The organism is Kitasatospora cinereorecta (assembly GCF_024172095.1).
GTDB lineage: Bacteria > Actinomycetota > Actinomycetes > Streptomycetales > Streptomycetaceae > Kitasatospora > Kitasatospora cinereorecta.
The window spans coordinates 510,495-529,164 of sequence record NZ_JAMZDX010000007.1 but is presented as its reverse complement, the minus strand read 5'-3'; the positions used below and the strand labels follow the sequence as shown (position 1 = coordinate 529,164).

Below are 18,670 nucleotides of genomic sequence, written 5' to 3'. Positions count from 1 at the left end.
GTCCGTCCGCGCCGTGCGGGCGTCAGTAGGCGGCGGTGAAGCGGCGGCGGACGAAGCTGCCCCGCTCGATCGCGTCGACCACCGCGGCCGCGAAGTCGCCGACCGTGATCCGGCTGACCCCCTCGTCGTCGACGAGCGGGGTGTCCCGGGCCTCCGCCCGGTGGTTCCCGGTCCGCTCGCCCGGCATCAGGTGCATCGGCGGCGGGCTGGCGTACGACCAGGCCACCGGTGTGTCGGTGGCGGCGCGCAGGAGGTCGAGGGCCTGCGCCTGGTCGCGGGCGGTCTCCAGGTACTGCGGCGGGAAGTCGGGTGAGTCGACGAAGCGCCGGCCCGGCGCGTACTCCAGGCTGCCGCCCCCGCCGACGAACACCAGCCGTTCCACGCCCGCCTTCGGCAGCGCCTCCAGCAGGGCCGCCGCCGCCCGCGGCACCAGCCGGTCGCCGCCCTTCAGCGAGGCCACCACCGCGTCGTGGCCGCCCAGCACCGCCGCGAGCGCCGCCGGGTCGGCGGCGTCCGCGTCCGCGCGCCCGAGCGGGGTCACCGCGTGTCCGCGGGCCTCGGCCTCCCGCGCCACCGCGCCGCCCAGGTGGCCGCTCGCCCCGAGCACGGCGATCCGCAACCGCCGTTGCCCGCCCGGGCGGCCCTGACCAGCAAGGCGGTCGAGGAAGCCGGCGACGAGCGGCGCGATCTCGGGCAGCCGCTCCGCCAGGGCGAAGTGGCCGCTGTCGAACACGTGCAGTTCGGCGTCCGGCACGTCGCGCAGGTAGGCACGGGCGCCCTCCTCCGGGAAGAAGCCGTCGTTGCGTCCCCACAGCACCAGCGTCGGCGGCCGCTGCTCGCGCAGCCACCGCTGCCACACGGGGTACTGGGCGACGTTGCTGTGGTAGTCCAGCGCCAGCGCGGTCTGCGCCGCGATGCGGCCGGGACGGTCGAGGTGGTGCTGGTCGAGGGTCCACGCGTCGGGGTCGATCAGGGTCGTGTCCGCCGCGCCCTGCTCGTACTGGCCGCGGGTGACCGGCAGGGTGAAGAGCTCCCGGACGGCCTCGGCGGCGCCCGGCTCGCCCGTGCGGTGGGCGATCGCGGCCCGCGCCATCGCGGACAGGCCCTCCTCGTACGCGTTGGCGTTCTGCACGATCAGGCCGGTGATCCACTCCGGGTGCCGGACGGCCAGCCGGAAGCCCACCGGGCCGCCGAAGTCGAAGGCGTAGACGGCGAACCGGGTCGCCCCGACCGCCCGGACGAAGCCCTCCGCGATGTCGGCGAGCGCCTCGAAGTCGTACCGGAAGCCGTCCGGGGCCTCGGTGTGCCCGAAGCCGGGATAGTCCGGGGCGAGCAGGTGGTAGCGGGTGCCGAGCGCGTCAATGAGCCGGCGGAACTGGTGCGAGGCGGTCGGGAAGCCGTGCAGGAGCAGAAGGGTGGGGGCGTCCCGGGGTCCGGCCTCGCGGTAGAAGACGCGGACGCCGTCCACCTCGACGTACCGGTGGCTCACGCGGGGCATGTCCATGGTGCTGCCTTTCCTGGCCGGTGACAGCTCGTCGGCCGAGTGGGGAGCTAATGCATGTCGATCTGCATTAGCCTTGATCCTGGCAAAGCCGCCCCACTAAACGCAAGAGGATTGGCATTTGGACCGCACCGAGCCCCCCGAGGGCCCTCAGTCCACCCCCGCGCCCGGCAGCGTGCGGCCCGGTGGGCGCACCGCCCGCACCCGGGCCGCCGTCCTCGAGGCGACCCTCGCCGAACTCGTCGAGACCGGCTACGCCGACGCCCGGATCGACCGCATCGCCGCCCGCGCGGGCGTCGCCGCCACCACCGTCTACCGGCGCTGGGGCAGCCTCGAGAACATCGTCGTCGACCTCGCCGACGACCTGGCCGTCAGCATCGAACTCCCCGACAGCCACACCCTCGAGGACAACCTGCGCACCGTCGCCCGCGCCGTGCTCACCCTCAACGAAGACCCCGCCCACCGGGCCTGGCTCCAGGTCATGGTCTCCGCCGCGGTCCGCTCCCCCAAGGCGCGCGAAGCCCTCTCCTCCGTGCTCGCCCACCGCCGCGACCTCACCTCGGTCGCCGTCCGGCACGCCGTCACCCGCGGCGAGGTCCCACCCGGCACCGACCCCCACGAGGTCATCCGGGCCACCGTCGCCCCGCTCTACCTCCGCATGTACGTCACCGGCGAACCCGTCACCCCCGCCGACGCCGACCGCGCCGCCGCCGCGGCCGCCCTCGCGGCCCGCGCCGGCCTCTTCGTCACCCGACCCCCGGAGTGACCCCGGTCAGCCCAGCGGCAGGGTGAACTCCCCATCGGCGCCCCGAACACCGGCGCGACAGCCGCCCGATCCGTCACCGGACGGCTCGGCTACGCTCGCCCGGAGCATCGCGGCGGCGCCGGCCAGGGCCGCCCGACCCGAGGAGCCCGCTTGCGCACTGCCCCCGACCCGACCCGGACGATCTCCCGGCTGTGGGCCCTGCTGCCGACCGGCGGGCTCCTGGTGGGGGCCGCGGCGCTCCACGCGCGGGGCACGACTCGCCACGTCCACGTCCTCTGCCAGGAGCCGGCCTCGCTCGGGGTGGTCTTCTGGGCCGTCGTCGCGCTGTTCGTGGTGGTCGGCCTGGGATCCGCGGTCGGCGTGGTCCACCTGCTCGCCGACCCGCCGGCCCGGCCCACCGCGCCGCTGGTGTACCTGGCGATCGCGGTGCTCGCGGTCGCCGGCGCCGACGCCCTCGACCACGTCGGCGCGGGCATCGCCGCCCGGACGCCGACGGTCTTCGCTCCCCCGCCGGGTGCCACCTGCGACTATCCGCCGTACACCTACCACGAGACCACCGGCCTGCTCCTCTGAATCCAACCGTTGCCTTGACAACGGTTGCCGGGGCAACAAGGCTGGAGGGCGTGACCCCCACCAGCGGACTCCACGACCATCTCGGCTACTGGCTGCGCCGCCTCTCCGACGAGGTGCACAGCCGCTTCGAGGCCGAGCTCGGCGCGCACGGCGTGACCGCCTCGCAGTGGGGCGTGATGGTGAGCGTCGCGCACGGCCACCGCACCACCGGCGCGGTGGCCCGGCAGTTGGACATCGATCCGGGTGCGGTCTCCCGGCTGGTGGACCGGCTGGTGGCGAAGGACCTGGTGCGGCGCGAGCCCGATCCGGCGAGCCGGCGCAGCGTGCTGCTGGTCCTCACCGAGGCCGGCCGGGAGCTGGTCCCGGTCCTGGCCGAGGTCGCCGACCGAAACGACGCGCACTTCTTCGGCTCGCTGGAGACCGGGCAGCGCCGGCAACTGGAGACGTGGATCCGCCGGCTCGTCGACGAGCCCCATCCGGACGACGACCGGCCCGAGGCCGCCGGTCGGAGTGCCCGGCAGGCCCCCGAGCAGAACGACTGAGGTACCGCCGTGATCGTCAGTTCCGTCACCAAGACCGTCAGCATCGACCGTCCGCCCGCCGAGGTGTTCGCCTTCCTGGCCGATCCGGCGAACTGGCCGCGCTGGGCGGTGGTCAACGTCCGGTCGATCGCGCCGACCGCCGATCCGCAGTGGTGGGTGATGGCGACGCCGGTGGGCGAGGCCCGGCTGCGACTGCGGGCCGATGCCGAGCACGGCATCCTCGACCACGACTTCGTGGACGACACCGCGGCGTGGACGGTCCCGGCCCGGGTGGTGCCGAACGGCGACGGCGCCGAGTTCATGATCACGTTCTTCCGCCCGCCCAGCTTCGACGAGGAGTTCTTCGTCCGGCAGACCGACCTGGTGGACACCGAGCTGGCCACCCTCAAGTCGGTGCTGGAGACCGGCGCATGACCCGCCCCTCCCCCGATGCCGACGCCGACGCAGCTCCACTGCTCGCGGCGCTGCCCGCCCTGGGCAGCCCGGAGCGGGCGGAGCGCGAGCGGGCGTACCTGCGCAGCGAGCTGGACCACCTGGGCGTCCCCGTCCCGGCGCTCCGGCAGGCCCTGCTCACCTGGTACCGCGGTCTCGGCCCGGTCGACCGGGAGCGGGTCCTGGCGCTGGCCGCCCGGCTCTGGGGCGATCCCGTCCACGAGCACCGCTGGGCGGCCGTCGAACTGCTGCGGACGGCGTCCGACCGGCTGGAGGCGCGGGACCTGGCCGTGGTCGAGCGGATGGTCCGCGAAGCCGGTACGTGGGCGCTGGTGGACACGCTGGCCGTGCACGTGGCCGGGGTGCTGAAGCTCGCCGACCCGGCGGCGGCGGACCCGGTGGTCGACCGGTGGGTGGCCGACGGCGACTTCTGGGTCCGCCGCAGCGCGCTGCTGGCACTGATCGCCGGCATCCGCCGGGGTACCCCGGACCTCGACCGGGTCGACCGCTACGGCGCGGCCACCCTCGAGGAGCGCGAGTTCTTCGTCCGCAAGGCGCTCGGCTGGATGCTGCGCGAGCTGTCCACCCGCGATCCGTCGTACGTGGCGGCGTGGGTGGCCGAGCACCGGGAGCGGATGTCCGGCGTCACCCTGCGCGAGGCCGTACGACACCTGCCGGACGCAGGTTCACCCGGCGCGTGACGGCCCGGCCGCCGGGACCGCGAGCGCCGCACACCCGTCAGCCGCGCACCCGGTCACGCGAGCCGGGTCCGGAACTCAGTCCAGGTAGTCGTCGTCGTCAAGCACGTCCGGGTGGATCGCCGCAGCCCGCCCGACCAGGTCGTCGTTTCCGCTGTACGGTGCCTCGTCCCGGCCGTGCCGCAGGCGTGGCCGACGCGGTTCGGCGCCCTCGGCGGGGAGGCCGTCCTGCTCGCCGCCGAAAGCGGCCCGTTCCGTCGCGGGTTCGCGCTTCATGAGGCCCTCCGATCCTCGGTCCCCATGCCGTCGATGCTACGCCGCCGGGCCCCGTCCGAAACAGCGCTCCAGTTCCTTGAGCTCGTAGTAGTGGCTGCCGGCCGAGACCGGCACGCAGGTGCTCGGGAAGGCGGTCTCCCGCTCGTTGTAGAGCATCCGCACCAGGTGGCCGACCGGCTCGCCGGGGCGGCCGGACGGTCCGGCGAACACGTCCCACTGCACATTGGCGGCCATCGGCGCGACCCGCTCGCCGCGCCAGGGGTTGTTCCGGTACGCGTACGGGTCGCCGGCCGGCGCGGGCTCGGTGCTGCCGGGCAGGCCGAGCAGCACGGCGAGCGGCTCGACTTCCTCGGCGTGGGTGAAGCGCAGCACGGCGCCGTCGGCGGTGGTGCCGGCGGCCGCGGCCTCGGCGCGGGCGAACAGGTCGTCCAGCAGGACCTGCGCCATCGCGTAGGTGATGGTGCGGCCGCTGAAGCCGGGGCCCTTCTGGTAGAACTCCTCGGCGTCGTCGAGGTAGGCGAACCACTGGGCGTCCGGCGGGGCGAGGAAGGGGTCGAGGTCGACGCCGGGGGCCTCGGCCCGCAGGTCGGGGGCCGCGCTGTAGAGCTGGTACAGGGCGCGGGCGAAGGAGACCTGCTCGTCACCGGTCAGCCCGGCCGCGAAGTCGGCGCGGAACAGGCGCGCGACGGTGTGCCGGGCAGCCTCGGCGGCGCGCGGCTCGGCGTCGATCGAGGCGAGGACGGCTGCCAGGTCGGGGTCGCCGGCGAGGTAGGCGCGGTAGTCGGCGTTCTGCGGCTGCTTGTGGAAGTACAGCAGGTCCTTGTCGGTGACCGGGGCCCCGACCAGGCCGGCCAGTGCCGGGTCCCCGGCGACGAGGGCGCCGGTGAAGGCGTTGGCGCTGGCCACCGCCCGGGCCTGGCCGGAGGTCTCCACCACGATCGGCCGGTGGTCGGCGGCGATCGCGTCGAAGAGGCCGGGCAGGCGCTGCTCCAGCCGCCGGGCGGTGTCCCGGTGCTCCTGGGCGCCGCGGGCGGAGAGGTTGCCCCAGCCGAGGGCGGTGGCGGCGTCGAGCAGGCTCTGCACCTGGGGGCCGAGCCGCCGGCCGAGACCGGTGAGCGCGTCCTGCTCCTCGGCGCGGCGCAGGACGGCGAGGACGGTGTCGCCGTCCGCGCCGTCGGTCATGGCGCGCGAGCCGTGCCGGGCGACGTTCTCGGTGAAGACCGGGACGAAGCCGCGGGGCGCGGGCTGATAGTCCTTCAGCCGCTCCTGCGGCGCGTACGGCGTCTTGGTGCCGTAGAAGTGCCGCCCGCCCCGGGCCGCCTCCTGCGCGGAGGCGGTGCCCGTGGCGGACAGGACGGTGACGGCCACGGTCGCGGCCAGGACGGCGGCGAGGGGAGCGGTGGGCTTCACGGGGGTTCCTCCGGACGGTCGGGCCCGCCGGGCGGGTGCGGCGGGGGCTGACGCACCCTCACAGCACCGCCCGAACGCTCCTCGACCGGCTGTCATGTCCCGGGTGATGCCCGGATGAACAGACTCCCCCGCCGAACCCGCCGAACCGAGCCCACCGAATCGCCCTCGCCGACCGACCCCGCCGACCGACCCGCGGACCGACCCGCTCAGAGCCCGAGCTCGGCCGCCGCCATCGCGGTGCCCCGGACCCGGGCGTCGATCTTCGCGAAGGCGGTCTCCCGGGAGGTGGAGGTGTCGTCGGCGAACGGCGCGAAGCCGCAGTCGTCGCAGGTGCCCAGCCGCTCGACGGGGATGTGGCGGGCCGCCGCCAGCACCCGGTCGCGGACCTGCTCGGCGGTCTCCACCACCGGGTCGATCGGGTCGGTCACGCCGACGAACACCCGGGCGCCCGCGGGCAGGTGATCGGCGATGATCTGCAGGATCCGGTCCTGGTCGGGCTCGCTGGCCAGCTGGACGTAGAAGTTGCCGACCTTCAGCTGGAACAGCTTGGGGAGCAGCCCGGCGTAGTCGACGTCCAGGCTGTGGGTGGAGTCCTGGTCGCCGCCGGGGCAGGTGTGGACGCCGAGGCGGGCCCGCTCCTGCTCGGTGAAACGCTCCAGCACCCGGTTGTTGAGGGCGACGAAGTCGTCGAGCAGGCCGCCGGACGGGTCCAGCTTGAGGGCCAGCCGGCCTTCGGTGAAGTCCAGTTGGACGCGGTGGGCGCCGGCGTCCAGGCAGCCGCGGATGTCGGCCTCGGCCTCGTCGGCCAGATCGGCGAGGAACGCCTCGCGGGAGTAGCCGTCGATCCCGTCGGCGGGGTAGAGCAGGCTGAGCGCGGACGGGGCGATGACCGCTTGCTTCACCGGCTTGGCGGTGCGCTGGATTGCGTCGCGCAGGTAGTTCTCGGCGCGGACGCCGTAGCGGAACGGTCCGGCGGTCAGCCGGGGCAGCTGTCGGGTGTGGCCGTCGGCGAACGGGATCACCGCGCCGTCCGGGGCGAGGGCGGTCATCCCGGCGAGGGGGTAGGTGGCGAAGCTGGGCTTGGCCTGCTCGCCGTCGACCAGCACCGCGCAGCCCAGCGCCTCGAGCCGGGCCAGGGTCTCGGCGGTGGCCTCGTCCTGGAGCTTCCTCAGGTCCGCGTCGCTGAGCCGTCCTGCGGCGTGGTCGGCCAGGGCGGCGAGCAGGGCGGGCGACCGGGGGATGCTGCCGATGGGTTCGGTGGGGATCGTCATGCCGGGGACGGTAGGAAGCGTCCGCGCCCGCCCGCAACGGCGCGCGAATCGCCCCGTACGGCCTGAGCGTGCGCCGGGGGCGTGGCGCCGAGGGGCGTTCCCGCTGGTGGTGCGGGGGCCCGCGCCCGGCGCACGCGCGGGGGTGCCGCCGGCCCGCCACGCAAGGTTCACCGGTTCGATGTCCGGTTCGGCGACGCCGGGTTGACAACCGATAAGGGCTCCTACGACTGCCCCCAAGCGAGGGTTCTCGATAATGATGGAGAGTAATATTGCACCTACGCTGTGCAATTGCACTTATTGCACAGGCCGTCTAAGAGCCGATCTCGAACCATAACGTTTCGATGAACTCGTGCACGTACCAATATCGGCAGTGGTGTGGACCATTGACGGATCGTTCGAGCAACTCGGCTATCAAACCGGCCTCTTGACGTTGCATCAGTCTGACATGACGGTTCGTTGAACGCCGTACTTCTTCGCGCGTAGAAACACAGGTCTCCATCGCCCCCCACCGCTCTGGCAGGATTCCCGGCACTCAACCCTCTGTTCGAAATGAGGTGTGTTTTGCCTGGCCGTAGAAGAGTGGCCAAGCGGCGGCGCAGCACCCGGGTGGTGCTGGTCGCGGCCGTGCTGGCCGCAACGGGGGTCTTCGCCGGTACCGCTTACCTGGGTGGTGCCCTGGAGGACGGGCGGCCGGTGGCCGCGGAGGTGGCCGCGCCCACGGCGCCGGCCTCCGGGCCGGCCCATGACGCGGCACCGCAGCCGGTGGCCGCGATACCCGCCGACGACAGCAAGCGCGGGCTGGTCTACACCGGCCTGCAGGCGGCGCCCAAGGGCGACCGCTGCGCGGGCGTGCTGCGCACCGGCGCCGGCGCCTGCACGCACGGCCCGGACGCCCCGCCGAAGGGCGTCGACATCGCCAAGGACACCGCCCCGGTGGCGAAGCCGGAGACCGACGCGCCCGACGGCGCGACGCCCGCCGCGGTGACCGCACCGGTGAGCGGCACCGCCGCGGCACCGGCCGCTGGGCAGGCGGCCACCGGGCCGTCCGGGTCCGGACCCGCCGCCGTGGACGCCCAGGCGGCGCCGACCGGCTCCGCCGCCGCTGCCCCGCCGAGCGCCGCCGCCTCGACCGCGCCCACGCAGCGCGCTGCCGCCGGTCCGGCGGACCAGACCGTCCCGTGCGACGGTGACGGCAGCACCGGCAACCGGGTCCAGGTGGTGTACGTCCACGGGCCCGGCAAGGACCGGTACGCGCAGTACGCGTCCTCCTTCCGGACCTGGGCCGCGGCCGCCGACGCCATCTACTTCGCCTCGGCGCAGGAGACCGGCGGCGTGCGGCACATCCGGTTCGTCACCGGCGCGGACTGCACGCCCGTGGTGCTCAACCTGGAGGTGCCGGACTCGGCGCTGGCCGAGTTCGGCGCGATGAACTCGGCGCTGGCCGCCAAGGGCCTGGACCGGCGCGACCGCAAGTACATGATGTTCGCGGATGCCAACGTGTACTGCGGCATCGGCACCTTCGCCGGCGACGAGCGTCCGGGCCAGGACAACCTGAGCAACTTCGGCCCCTCGTACGGCCGGACCGACTCGGGCTGCTGGAGCGGCGCGACCGCGGCGCACGAACTGGGCCACAACCTCGGGGCGGTGAACAACAGCGCGCCCAACAGCAGCAAGGCGGCGCACTGCACGGACGAGTGGGACATCATGTGCTACTCGGACGCCCCGTACTACCCGGCGATGCGGACGATCTGTCCGGACCGCGGGCACGACGAGCGGCTCGACTGCAACCACGACGACTACTACAACACCAGTCCGAAGGCCGGTAGTTACCTCGCCACCCACTGGAACGTGGCGAACAACCGCTTCCTGATGACCGGCAACGGCACCGGGCCCGACCCGCAGCCGACGCCCACGCCGACCCCGACGCCGAGCCCGACCCGGCCGACCACGCCCACCCCGACGCCGACCGGCGGTCCGTCCACCGGGCCGGACGTGACGGTCGGGCAGCTCGCCGCCGACTCGGTGGTGGTCAGCTGGCCGTCGGTCGCCTCGGCGCAGTGGTACCAGGTGCAGCTGAACGGCACGTTCCTCACCTGGGTGGGGCAGACCTCGGTGCGGATCTACAACCTGCGCCCCGACACCGACTACACGGTGGCCGTGGCGGTGCGCGACCGCTCGGGCCGCGACTCGGCGCCGGGCCGCACCGCGCGCTTCCACACCCCGGGCTCCGGGAGCACCACGCCGACCCCGCAGACCGCGTACACGCTGGCCAACGGCGCCGCCGGGGTGGCCGCCGAGATCTGGGGCGGCAAGTCGGCCGACAACACGGTGCTGGTCGGCTCCCCGCCCACCGGCTACCTCAGCCAGCGCTGGTACTTCGACGACGCGGGCGGCGGCTACTCCCGGATCCGTTCGGCGGTCTCCGGCAAGTGCCTCCAGCTCGGCGGCGCGCCGGTGGCCGGCCAGTGGGTGGCGCAGCAGGCCTGTGACACCTCGAACGCCGCGCAGCAGTGGCGGCTGGCCTCGGCGGGCGGCGGGCTGAGCGTCACCGCGCGGGGCTCCTCGCTGGTCCTCGGGGTCAGCAACCGCCCGTACTACGGCGCGTGGCTGCTGGACCTGGAGGATCCGGCGGCGGCCGGCTACCACACCTGGAGCGTCCAGAAGGCCTCCTGAGGCCGACTCGACCCCGGGACGGCGCGGGGCCCGCTGCTGCCGGCGGCGGACCGGCACCAGCGGGCCCCGCGCCCACCGTCCGGGCGGTCACCACCGCCCACGCGAAACCGGAGCCATCCATGCACCACCGTTCGACGCACCTCCGCCGGCTGGCCGGCGGGCTGGTGACCGGCCTGCTCACCGCGGTGATCACCCTGGGGGCGGCCGCACCGGCCGGCGCCCACGGCGACACCATCGCGCTCACCGTGACCGGCACCGAGGCGGGTCACCCGGTCCTCACCGCGGTCTGGGAGAACGACCGCGACCCGGTGACCGACCCGATCGGCGGCACCCTCAGCGCCACCGCCGCCGACGGCACCGCTCTCGGCCCGCTGCCGCTGGTGGCCGTTCCGGGCCGACCCGGGACGGTCACCACCGCCCGGGCGCTGACGCCCGGTCACTGGCAGGTCACCGCCGAGACCGCCTTCCCCGGCCTCGGCCGGTACGAGGGCGTGCTCGACGTCCCGGTGACCGACCCTCCGGCGGCCACCGCAGGGCCGGCCGTGCCCACGACCGTCCCCACGTCGACCGTCACCGCCACCACTGCGGCGACCGCCGCGCCGACGGCAACGACGGCGAGTTCGGCGCCCACCCCGGTGCCCGTCGCCGCACGGCCGCGCTCGCACGGCTGGCCGCTGCTGGTCGGCGTCCTCGCGGTGACCGCGCTCGGCGTGTCGGCCGTGGCCGCCGGCGTCGTGGTCCTGCGCCGCTCGGCCGGGAGCTGAGCCTCCCGTCCCCCCACACCACCGCAGAACTTGGAGCACCATGCACAGACTCCGCATGTCCCGCCGGAGGAAGGCGCTGATGGCCGCGATCGCCGCGGCGCTCTCCGGCGCACTGCTCTTCGGCATCGGGGCGCTCGCCATGGCCGGAACGGTGACCGGTACGGTCGTCGCCGGCCAGGGCGGGTACAGCACGATCAACCAGCGGTCCCTGCCCTCGCTGTCCTCCCGGGTGTCCGGCACCTCGCAGGTCGGCGACCGGATCCCGACCGCCTGCCGGACCACCGGCGACCAGGTCGAGGGCGACAACCGCTGGATCTGGTCCGGGGCGTACTACATCGCCGACGCCTTCATCCAGGAGAACACCAACGCACTGCCGGTGTGCGGCGCGGTCCGTCCGACCGGCTGGACCACGCTCAACATCAGCATGCAGAAGCAGGTCCAGGACCAGTGGTGCTGGGACGCCTCGGGCCTGACCATCGCCACCTACTGGGGCCGCACCGGCTACACCCAGTACGACTTCTGCCGGCTCGCCGCGCAGGGCACCTGGGTCGACTGCAACGACAAGCCCGCCACCCTGGACGACATGGCCAACGGCCTGGCCAGGATGGGCTTCCGCACCAGCGGCACCAGCCTCAACCGCAACGCCTCGTTCGCCGAGACCACCACCGAGATAGCGGCCGGCCGCCCGTTCGCGGTCCGGATCGGCTGGCGCAGCGGCGGCGGCCACATGAACGTCATCTACGGCTACGACAGCAGCAGCAACATGATCGCCGTGGGCGACCCGTGGCCCAGCACCCAGACGTACACCTGGTGGAACTACTCGACCTACACCAGCAACAACTCGTTCCAGTGGACCCACTCCCGCATCGGGATCCACGGCTGAGGAGGCCACCGACCGTGCAGAACCCGAAGAACCCCCAGCGCGCCGCTGCCCGGGCGGCCGCGGTGCTCGCCGCGGCGGCGCTGACCGTCCTCGCCGCGGCCGGTGCGGCGGCGGCGGACGGCCAGCCGGTGGCCGGTTACGGCAACGCCCAGCAGGTGCTGCGCTCCGGCCAGGTGCACGACACCGTCTCGCGCTTCCTGGTCGCCGCCCGCCAGCAGTCCGCCGCGCCCGCGGCGGCGGCCGACGGCGGGGTGTCCGGTGCGCCGCGCAGCGCCCCGAACGCGGCCGCCGCGCCCCCGGCCTTCGAACTGAAGGACCCGGTGCCGCTGTACGAGCTCAACCCGGACTTCGTGACCGGCAAGGCCAAGGCGACGCCCGAGAACGCGCTCCGGCTGTCGTACCTCACCTCCCGGGTCGCGGCCGGGGACGGCCACCAGGCGGCCGTGCTGCTCGCGCCCCAGGCGGACGGGCAGTCCTGGCAGCTCGCGGGCATCCGCGACGGCGACACCGAGGTCGGGCTCGCCGAGGGCGGCACGGCGGCCGCCCGCACCTTCGGCGAGCCGCAGATCCACGCCTGGTACCGGCTCACCCAGAGCGGCACGGTGGAGGCGCTCACCAAGGAGGCCACCACCGGGCTCGGCGGGCGCAGCAGCGTCACGCTGGCCGAGTACCAGAAGCTGGTGGCGGCCCGGTACGGCGACAAGCAGCCCGGCTCGTCGTACGACCGCAAGGGTCTGGCCGGCGGGTTCGGCCTCGCCGACCCGGGTGCGGACGGCGGGCCCGCCCAGGACGCCGCCGCCCAGGACGCCGCCGGGCCGGCCGCCGCCGCGGTGGCCGCCGCGGCTCCGGCGGAGCGGGTCGGGCCCGCGGCCGTCGTCGGTGCGGTCGGCCTGGCCGCGGTCGGCGCGGCGTTCGCGCTGGTGCGCCGCCGCCGCGCGCGTACGGCGGGCTGACCCCGCCACCACCCGCTGCGGGGACGCCGGCTGTCCGGCGTCCCCGCAGTGCGTCACGGCACCGGTTCCGGCTCGGGCGCCGGGGTGCGCGGCAGCATCAGCGCGGCGCCGAGGCCGAGCAGCGCGAGCATGGCCAGCGCGATCATCGCGGCCGCGTACGCGTTGGCGGTCAGCCCGGCGACCAGGATGGTGCCGGCGATGGCGGTGCCGAAGGACGAACCGAGGTTGGAGACGCTGCGGGAGAGGCCGGAGATCTCGCCCTGCCGGTCCTCCGGGAAGCTGGACTGGACGATGTTGACCGAGGGGGTGAGCATCACCCCGAGTCCGAGACCGATCAGCAGCAGGCCGGGGGCGAACGCCCAGGCGCTGTCGTTGCCGCCGGCCAGCCCGATCAGCACCCAGACGCCGGCGACGGAGAGCACGAAGCCGGCCATCACCAGGGTGCGCTGCGAGCGGCGCTTCGCCAGCCGCTCGGCGGCCAGCGAGGAGGCCAGCAGCCCGACGGTGGCGGCGGTGAAGATGACGCCGGTGTCGATCGCGTCGTAGCCGCGGACCACCTGCAGATAGGTGGCCACCGTGAAGGAGGTGCCCATCAGCAGCAGCCACTGCACGTTCTGGGTGACCAGGCCGAGGTTGGAGGTGCGGACCCGGAACAGGCTGGTGGACAGCAGGGGTTCGCGGCCCTCCCGCTCCTCCTTGCGCACCCAGCCGAAGAACCAGGCCAGCAGGGCCGCCCCGGCCACCATCAGGCCGAGCATCAGCCACAGGTTGTTGTCGGCCGCCAGAATGCCCATCACCACCAGGACCAGGCCGGCGGAGGAGAGCACGGCGCCGACGGTGTCGAAGTGCCGGGTGGGGTCGGCCGGGAGCGGGTCCTCGAGGCGGCGGGCCAGCACGATGATCACCAGGATCACCAGGGCCTGGAACACGAAGGCCGCCCGCCAGCTGATCGCCGAGGTGATCAGGCCGCCGATCAGCGGTCCGGCCGCGGCACCGACCCCGCCGAGCGCCATCACCACGCCGAACGCCCGGGCCCGGCTGGTCATCTCGGTGAACAGCAGGGTCACCAGGATGTAGACGGGCGGGATGAGCAGCGCCGTCCCGACGCCCTCCAGGATGGAGTTGCCGAGGATCAGCACCCCGAGGCCCGGTGAGACCGCGCTGAGTACGGCGCCGACCCCGTACACGGCGAGACCGGCGACGAAGCAGCGCTTGCGGCCGTAGCGGTCCGTCAGTTTGCCGCCCGGGATCATCAGGGCGGCCATCACCAGCAGGAAGACGGTGATGGCCACCTGGACGCCCTGCACCGTGGTGTCGAGGTCCGTGCTGATGTCGGTGATCATCACGTTCATGTTGGAACCGGCGAAGCTGCAGATGAACTGCGCCAGGGCCAGCGGGGCGAGCACCCGGCGGGCCGCTCCCGGCGTACCCGACCGCTCAGTGTCGTTCGCCATCCGCGCGACCGCCTTTCCCCGGGTTCGGTCCGGGCCGCAGCGCGCACGGCGGCCCACCTTCCGGGTCAGGCCATCATCAGGGGGCGGGCGCCGTTCCGCGACACGGGGCGGGCGCACCCGGACGGAGCAGGACGGTCCGCCCTCCGGCTCACCCGGGTTGCGTGCGGCCCGGTCGTCGGGCGGCTCGTGGGGGGAGGTGGGGTGGGGGCATCGGGGGCTGCCTCTCGTGGTCGGTCCGCCCGCCCGCGGACGATGGACGATGGGTGGTGGCTGGTGGGTGGTGGGCGGTCGCGGGCCTCCGTCGGTCCGGGCTCGCACCCCGGGCCGGCGGGCGGGATCCGCGACCGGCGGGACGTTTCCGCCCCGCGCAGCCAGTCTGTTGAGCGGCATCACGGCCGGTCAACGGACACTCGCCGCCGCGGTTTGGACTTTTGTCGCGTGTCCCCGGCCTGCCGGGCCCGACCCTGCGGATGCGGGATCCGCCGGGCTCCGCCCCCTTGACTTCGCCCCCGCACCCTGCCACGGTGTGCTCGAAGTTGCACGGAACCTGCTTCGAAGGTGCTCGCTCGGGCACCCGACGGCACCGCGCAACGCTCCGCCCGCCGACTGCGCGGGCGGCTCCTGTACGGCGGCCCCGTCCGGCCGCCGGCTCCGGGTCCGCACGCCCGGCCGCCATCCGCCCCGTCGGCGCGTCAGCCGCGGGCCGCCCGCGCGCCGCCGACCGCGACCCCCTCGGTCTCCCCCGCTGCCGCGACCGGCCACTGCCGACGCCTCCCCCACGCGCACCCCGGTGCGTTCGCCGCAGAAGGAGTACCCGTGTCCCTGCCGCCACCCCGCAAGCTCGCCACCGCCCTCACGGCGGCGGCCCTGCTGCTGGTCGCCGCCCCCGCCTCGCCCGCCTCGGCGGTCGACGCCGCCGGACCGTCCGGTGCGACCTACACGGTCGGCGTCTCCGCGCCGGTCGGCTACGCCCACCCGACCGACACCCCGGCCGTCCCGTACCTGGACAAGGACGGCAGCTTCTGGTTCCAGCAGTCCGCCGCGCTCTACGGCAAGAACGACCCTCGCTACTGGGACTTCTTCACCGGCACCGACTTCGACACCGCCGCCCGGTCCGCCGCCGTCAGCGACTCCGTCAACCCGGCCAACGCGAGCGACAAGAACAACGACACCACCTGGCGCTGCAACAACAGCCCGACCGGCAAGAGCGCCAGCTTCGCCACCGGCAGCACCAGCTACGCGCAGAAGAACTACTGCGACCTGTCCGGCGTCTGGGTCGACCCGGACACCGGCAACTGGTACGGGCTGGTGCACAACGAGTTCACCCCGCAGCCCTTCAACGACGGCCTGCACTTCGACGCCATCGACTACGCGGTCTCCACCGACCAGGGGAAGACCTGGGCCGTCAAGGACCACGTCATCACCTCGCCGTACTCCACCACCCGGGGCGACACCGCGGCCTTCCCCAACCAGACGTACTACTACGGCGACGGCGACCAGCGCCTGCTGGTGGACACCGCCTCCGGCTACTTCTACGTCTTCTACGGCTCCCGGGTGATCGACAAGACCGGCGGCTGGACGGCGTTCTACGAGCACGCCGCCCGTGCCCCGATCGCGTCCAAGATGGCGCCCGGCTCCTGGCAGAAGTGGTACGACGGCGCCTGGACCGAGGCCGGCGTCGGCGGCCGCGAGTCCAACATGGTCCCGGTCGACTCCACCAACACCACCGGCTACACCCCGGCGGCCAAGGAGTACAGCCCGGCCAACACCGGCACCTCCGCCCAGCAGATCGCGGCCGGGACGATGCCGGCCACCTCGCCGCTGTTCGTCATGGACGTCACCTGGAACGCCTACCTGGGCCTGTGGATCGGCGAGCCGCAGGCCGTCGACCAGAGCGGCAACGCCCCGCAGCAGTACTACGCCACCGACAACCTGGCGACCCAGAAGTGGTACCCGATCGGTGACACCGGCAGCTACCACACCGCCTCCTGGTACCGCTGGTTCCTGGACGGCGCCAACCGGACCAGCTCCCAGATCGTCGGCAAGTCCTTCCGGACCTACTGCGCCTTCGGCTGCTCGAACAACGCCTCCGGCGAGTACGTCAACGTCACCATCGGCTCCTCCGCGCCGGCCGCGCCGCCGGTCGACCTGACCAGGTCGTACCGGATCGCCGCCGGGAACGGCCGCGTGCTGGCCCAGGTCTCCGGCGGCTCCGCGACCACCTCGGCGGCCTCCGCCACCGGCTCGGCCCTCGAGTCCTGGAACTTCGCCGCCAACGGCGACGGCTCCTACCGGATCGCCAACTCCTCGACCGGGCAGCTGCTCGGGGTCGACTCCGGCGCCGTCTCCGGCCGCGCCTGGGGCGCCCTTCCGACCGCCACCACCACACCGGCGGGCGGACCCACCGTCGGCCAGCAGTGGTTCGTGCTGCCCGTCACCACCTCCGCGGGCGCGACCACCGGCGCGTTCAAGCTGGTCAACCGCTACAGCGGGCTGGTCCTCGGCCTCTCCTCCACCGCCGGGCGGCTCGCCGAGACCACGCCGGGCCGGGCCTGGACCGACACCAGCGGCAGCACCGTCGGCGGGGGCCGCACCGCGGCCGAGCAGACCCTGACCCTGACCTCGACCGGCGCCGCGCCGGAGACCGTCACCGTCACCAACCCCGGCAACCAGGCCACCAAGGTCAACACCGCCGTCTCGCTGCAGCTCAGCGCGGGCGACTCGGCGGGCAAGCCGCTGACCTGGTCGGCGACCGGTCTGCCGGCCGGCCTGTCGATCGGCTCCACCGGTCTGATCACCGGCACCCCGACCGCCGCCGGTTCCTCGACGGTCACCGTCACCGCCGCCTCCGGCACGGCCACCGGCTCCACCACCTTCAGCTGGGCGGTCAACCCGGCGCTGAACGGCAGCCACACCCTGATCGCCTCCGGTAAGGCGCTGGACGACCCGGGCCACTCCACCAGCGCCGGCACCCAGTTGGTCACCTGGAGCCCGAACGGCGGCGCCAACCAGAGCTGGGTCTTCACCCAGCAGAGCGACGGCAGCTACCAGATCGTCAACGGCGAGTCCGGCCTGTGCATGGACGTCAGCGGGGGCTCCACCGCCGCCGGCGCCCAGATCATCCAGTGGACCTGCACCGGCGGCACCAACCAGCACTGGATCGTCAGCGCCGTCTCCGGCGGTTACACCGTCGCCTCGCAGAAGAGCGGCCTGCTGCTGACCACCGCGTCCACCACCGACGGCGCCCTGGTCACCCAGCAGGCGGACACCGGCTCCGCCCTCCAGCACTGGGCGATCGGCTGACCGTTCCACCGACCCCCGGGGCCCGCGGACACCTCGTCCGCGGGCCTCGCGGCTTTCCGGGCCCGGGTGGCCGACGCTCCGTCAACTTCCTCCGGTACGCGGCCTCTTGTCAATTGGTATAGGCCAATCGTACGCTCTCCGCGGTCCACGGCGCGCCGGGCCGGCGCCGGGCCGTCCGGGACGCGTGCCCGCCCTGCGGCATGCCCTCGGCCACCCCCACACCCCGGGCCCGACCTTCCTCAGGAGGAAACCCCCATGCCCTGGAAGCGCAGACTGCTCGCCGCCGGCGCCGTCACCGCCGCCGCCCTGGTCGCGAGCACCGGCACCGCCGGCGCCCACGGCGCCCTGTACGGCCCGACCAGCCGCATCGCGGCCTGCTACGCCGAGGGCCCCGAGCACCCCCAGTCCCAGGTCTGCAAGGACCTGGTCGCGATGAGCGGCACCCAGCCGCTGTACGACTGGAACGAGGTCAACCAGGCCAACGCCAACGGCCAGAGCCGGCAGATCATCCCCGACGGGAAGCTCTGCTCGGCCAACCGCGACAAGTACAAGGCGCTCGACATGGCCCGCACCGACTGGCCGGCCACCGGCGTCACCGCGGGCAGCAACACCTTCAACTTCCGGGTCACCGCGCCCCACCAGGGCGTCATGACCCTCTACATCACCAACAGCGGCTACAACCCCACCCAGCCGCTCAAGTGGTCCGACCTCGACCTCTCCCACCCGGTCGCCCAGTACGCCACCGGCCGCACCGCCACCAACGGCTACTACACCTTCACCGGCACCCTGCCCCAGCGCACCGGCCGCCAGCTGATCTACCTGCTGTGGCAGCGCACCGACAGCCCCGAGGCGTTCTACGGCTGCTCCGACGTGGACTTCGGCGGCGCCGCGGCCGCCGCCCCGCTCTCCGCGCCGGGCACCCCCAGCGAGCAGCAACTGGCCGCCGACGCCTCCAAGTCCACCGTCAGCTACCACGACCACGGCGCCGCCGCCGGTGCCGGTGCCGCCGAGCCGCTGGCGCTCAGCCCGGCCGCGTACACCACGCCGTCCGGCGGGACGGACACCTCGGCCGCGCTGCTCGGCCTGGTCGGCGTGTCGCTGCTGTCCGCCACCACCTCCGGCGTCTTCCTCTACCGCCGGGTCCGCACCACCGTCCCGGCCTGACCCGCCC

At 74.0% G+C, this 18,670-nt stretch carries 16 protein-coding genes; 11 read left to right on the top strand and 5 right to left on the bottom strand.

What is annotated here, in order from left to right:
- Positions 1-22 precede the first annotated feature (22 nt).
- Positions 23-1,504, bottom strand: coding sequence for an alpha/beta fold hydrolase (locus FHR36_RS35195; RefSeq protein WP_253804085.1), 1,482 nt, complete (start codon positions 1,502-1,504; stop codon positions 23-25).
- A gap of 118 nt (positions 1,505-1,622) precedes the next feature.
- Between FHR36_RS35195 and FHR36_RS35190 the strand changes: the two genes are divergently transcribed.
- From FHR36_RS35190 to FHR36_RS35170, 5 genes are all read left to right on the top strand, one after another.
- Entirely contained in the window at positions 1,623-2,267 is a 645-nt protein-coding gene (locus FHR36_RS35190) for a TetR/AcrR family transcriptional regulator (protein WP_253804083.1), read from the top strand.
- 150 nt (positions 2,268-2,417) lie between these two features.
- On the top strand, positions 2,418-2,840 hold the full coding sequence (locus FHR36_RS35185; RefSeq protein WP_253804081.1) for a hypothetical protein: 423 nt from the start codon (positions 2,418-2,420) through the stop codon (positions 2,838-2,840).
- A 50-nt stretch (positions 2,841-2,890) separates the two neighbouring features.
- The gene (locus FHR36_RS35180; RefSeq protein WP_253804079.1) at positions 2,891-3,382 is read left to right on the top strand and encodes a MarR family winged helix-turn-helix transcriptional regulator; all 492 of its coding nucleotides are present in this window, start codon (positions 2,891-2,893) and stop codon (positions 3,380-3,382) included.
- Between the two features lie 9 nt (positions 3,383-3,391).
- Positions 3,392-3,796 carry an SRPBCC family protein gene (locus FHR36_RS35175; RefSeq protein ID WP_253804078.1) on the top strand — a complete coding sequence of 135 codons (405 nt, stop codon included), beginning with the start codon at positions 3,392-3,394 and terminating at the stop codon, positions 3,794-3,796.
- On the top strand, positions 3,793-4,515 hold the full coding sequence (locus FHR36_RS35170; protein ID WP_253804076.1) for a DNA alkylation repair protein: 723 nt from the start codon (positions 3,793-3,795) through the stop codon (positions 4,513-4,515). The genes FHR36_RS35175 and FHR36_RS35170 overlap by 4 nt, the downstream gene beginning before the upstream one ends.
- A 75-nt stretch (positions 4,516-4,590) precedes the next feature.
- Here FHR36_RS35170 and FHR36_RS35165 read toward each other — a convergent pair whose 3' ends face one another.
- From FHR36_RS35165 to FHR36_RS35155, 3 genes are all read right to left on the bottom strand, one after another.
- Positions 4,591-4,788 carry a hypothetical protein gene (locus FHR36_RS35165; RefSeq protein ID WP_253804074.1) on the bottom strand — a complete coding sequence of 66 codons (198 nt, stop codon included), beginning with the start codon at positions 4,786-4,788 and terminating at the stop codon, positions 4,591-4,593.
- A gap of 36 nt (positions 4,789-4,824) precedes the next feature.
- Positions 4,825-6,198, bottom strand: coding sequence for a histidine-type phosphatase (locus tag FHR36_RS35160; protein WP_253804071.1), 1,374 nt, complete (start codon positions 6,196-6,198; stop codon positions 4,825-4,827).
- A 206-nt stretch (positions 6,199-6,404) separates the two neighbouring features.
- Complete coding sequence (locus FHR36_RS35155; protein WP_253804069.1) at positions 6,405-7,469, bottom strand: cobalamin-independent methionine synthase II family protein; 1,065 nt, start codon at positions 7,467-7,469, stop codon at positions 6,405-6,407.
- Positions 7,470-8,048: 579 nt separating this feature from the next.
- Between FHR36_RS35155 and FHR36_RS35150 the strand changes: the two genes are divergently transcribed.
- The 4 genes from FHR36_RS35150 (at position 8,049) to FHR36_RS35135 (ending at position 12,742) form a co-directional block, all read left to right on the top strand.
- A complete protein-coding gene (locus FHR36_RS35150) occupies positions 8,049-10,142 on the top strand; it encodes an RICIN domain-containing protein (protein WP_253804068.1) in 2,094 nt (697 codons plus the stop codon).
- A 119-nt stretch (positions 10,143-10,261) separates the two neighbouring features.
- Complete coding sequence (locus FHR36_RS35145) at positions 10,262-10,906, top strand: hypothetical protein (protein WP_253804066.1); 645 nt, start codon at positions 10,262-10,264, stop codon at positions 10,904-10,906.
- Positions 10,907-10,961: 55 nt separating this feature from the next.
- Positions 10,962-11,789: a papain-like cysteine protease family protein gene (locus tag FHR36_RS35140; RefSeq protein ID WP_253804064.1), complete on the top strand. Its 828-nt coding sequence runs from the start codon at positions 10,962-10,964 to the stop codon at positions 11,787-11,789.
- 14 nt (positions 11,790-11,803) lie between these two features.
- Positions 11,804-12,742 carry a hypothetical protein gene (locus tag FHR36_RS35135; RefSeq protein WP_253804061.1) on the top strand — a complete coding sequence of 313 codons (939 nt, stop codon included), beginning with the start codon at positions 11,804-11,806 and terminating at the stop codon, positions 12,740-12,742.
- 53 nt (positions 12,743-12,795) lie between these two features.
- Here the strand turns inward: FHR36_RS35135 and FHR36_RS35130 are convergent, their stop codons facing one another.
- Positions 12,796-14,196, bottom strand: a complete 1,401-nt coding sequence (locus tag FHR36_RS35130) for an MFS transporter (RefSeq protein WP_253804059.1) — start codon at positions 14,194-14,196, stop codon at positions 12,796-12,798.
- A gap of 816 nt (positions 14,197-15,012) precedes the next feature.
- Between FHR36_RS35130 and FHR36_RS35125 the strand changes: the two genes are divergently transcribed.
- Positions 15,013-17,499 (top strand): RICIN domain-containing protein, encoded by a 2,487-nt coding sequence (locus FHR36_RS35125; protein WP_253804057.1) that lies wholly within the window; start codon positions 15,013-15,015, stop codon positions 17,497-17,499.
- Between the two features lie 255 nt (positions 17,500-17,754).
- Positions 17,755-18,663 (top strand): lytic polysaccharide monooxygenase auxiliary activity family 9 protein, encoded by a 909-nt coding sequence (locus FHR36_RS35120; protein ID WP_253804055.1) that lies wholly within the window; start codon positions 17,755-17,757, stop codon positions 18,661-18,663.
- Positions 18,664-18,670 lie beyond the last annotated feature (7 nt).